The organism is Paenibacillus sp. HB172176 (assembly GCF_011947265.1).
Lineage (GTDB): Bacteria > Bacillota > Bacilli > Paenibacillales > Paenibacillaceae > Pristimantibacillus.
Genome location: NZ_JAATHD010000062.1, coordinates 1 through 1,928, shown reverse-complemented (window position 1 = coordinate 1,928; position 1,928 = coordinate 1). Strand labels below are relative to the sequence as shown.

Genomic DNA, 1,928 nt, shown 5'->3' with positions numbered 1-1,928 from the left:
TAGCCGGTGAAAGTCCGGTCGAGGTAAGAGCCAAGTCGCCTCGTAGCTGACAGGCAACTGGTGGAGAGATCCTAAGGTTGAAGCCCTGTGACAAAGTAACTTCTGCTGAAGTGCGAGCAAAACAACAGGCCGTAACATGAAGTGAATCCTGCCGCATCGTCAAAAAAGACCCGTAAGGGACAAGAGAGAGCCGAGCCTCGGGTATATGGGCGAAGGCCATGGAACGCGTGAAGCCCTTGGAAAGCAGCGCGGAAGAACTCTCCGATGTAAGGGGAGCGGCATGCTGTGAAAGTTGTGTCTGGAACTAGGGAGACCCTCCCCCGCACGGTGAAACCGTAAAGAGCGGACCTATAAGCCCGAAAGGTGAAGTGGCGAGCTGCGGGAAGGGAGTCGGAGGGGGCAGTAATACCTGAGAAGTGAGGACAACAAAACCTCATGGAGGGAAGGGCCCCTGCTTTGTCCAAGCAAGTGGAGGAGGTACGAGCGAGTGAATGCAGACAACCCTGCTAACTACGCCAAAGTAAAAGCTCAAGAACTTCAAAACAAGCTATATCTTGCCGCCAAGGGAAATCCGAAACGAAGGTTTCATGCCTTGTACGACAAGCTTTACCGGAAAGACATCCTATGGGAAGCGTGGAGACGAGTCAAAGGAAACAGAGGAAGCGGCGGGATCGACGGCATAACCATCGAGCACGTCGTGAAAGAGTACGGTGAAGAAAGATTCGTTGAAGAAATACGGGAAAAGCTGATCGCCGGGACGTATCACCCTCTGCCTGCAAGACGCAAGGAGATACCGAAAGGAGACGGGAAATTCCGTCCGCTAGGTATACCCGCTCTAGCCGATCGAACCGTACAGATGGCAGCGAAAATGGTCATTGAACCGATCTTCGAGACGGATTTCAAGGACTTTTCCTATGGATTCCGTCCTAAAAGAGATACCAAAGGAGCGATCCGCCACATCAGACGAGCGGTAAGGAAAGGTGTATATTGGGTAGTGGATGTCGACATCGCCGGATACTTCGACAACATCCCGCATGAGAAATTAATGATGCTGGTGGAGCAACGCATCAGCGATAGAAGAATACTCAAACTCATTCGGAAATGGTTGAAGGCGGGATTCGTAAAAGAAGATCTGTTTTACGAAACTGACCTCGGGAGCCCTCAAGGGGGCGTCATCAGCCCATTACTTGCCAACATATACCTGAACTATCTCGACACGGTCTGGGAGAAGAAATTCACCGAACTCGGGACGCTCGTCCGCTATGCAGACGATCTGGTTATCCTCTGCAAGACCAAGGAACAAGCACTCCGATCCATTGATGTGCTCAAAGCGGTATTCTTCAAGCTCGAATTACAGATGAACACATCGAAATCCAAACTGGTCAATCTATGGGATGACAAGGCAGGATTCGATTTCCTAGGGATGCACCACCGGAAAATTCCAAAGCAAGTGAAAGGAAAAGCCCATCACATCCTAAGGAGTTACCCGTCGAAGAAAGCCATGAAGAAGATGAAGGAAAAGGTAAAGGAAGCCACCGAACCGCGCAACCGTCTGTTCTGGACAATGAACGAGATGGTAAAGGAACTAAACCCTAAAATACAAGGGTGGAGGAACTACTACGCGATGGATTCGTTTGCGGACCAATTCCTTAATAAAATCGACTGGTATATCCGAAAGAGGCTAACACTGTTCTGGAACAAAAAGCTGAATCGTCGTAACAAACTCGGTAAATCCGGATTAGTTGGGAACATAGCCCAACAGGCCGGACTGAAGAAACTGGTCGGATAGGAAAGTACCGTAACGCGGAAGAAAGAAGGGCATCGGAAAGCCGGATGAGGGAAAACCTCACGTCCGGTTTGATGAAGGGGGAACTGGAAAGTAACTAGAGGGCTTGCGCCCTCCAACGAAATTCAGTTCTCTACTCTAC

General features: G+C 50.1%; 1 protein-coding gene. It reads left to right on the top strand.

Annotated features, from left to right (window positions below):
* Positions 1-487 precede the first annotated feature (487 nt).
* Positions 488-1,789: a group II intron reverse transcriptase/maturase gene (gene ltrA / locus HFP08_RS28710; protein ID WP_168124065.1), complete on the top strand. Its 1,302-nt coding sequence runs from the start codon at positions 488-490 to the stop codon at positions 1,787-1,789.
* The last annotated feature ends 139 nt before the right edge of the window (positions 1,790-1,928 follow it).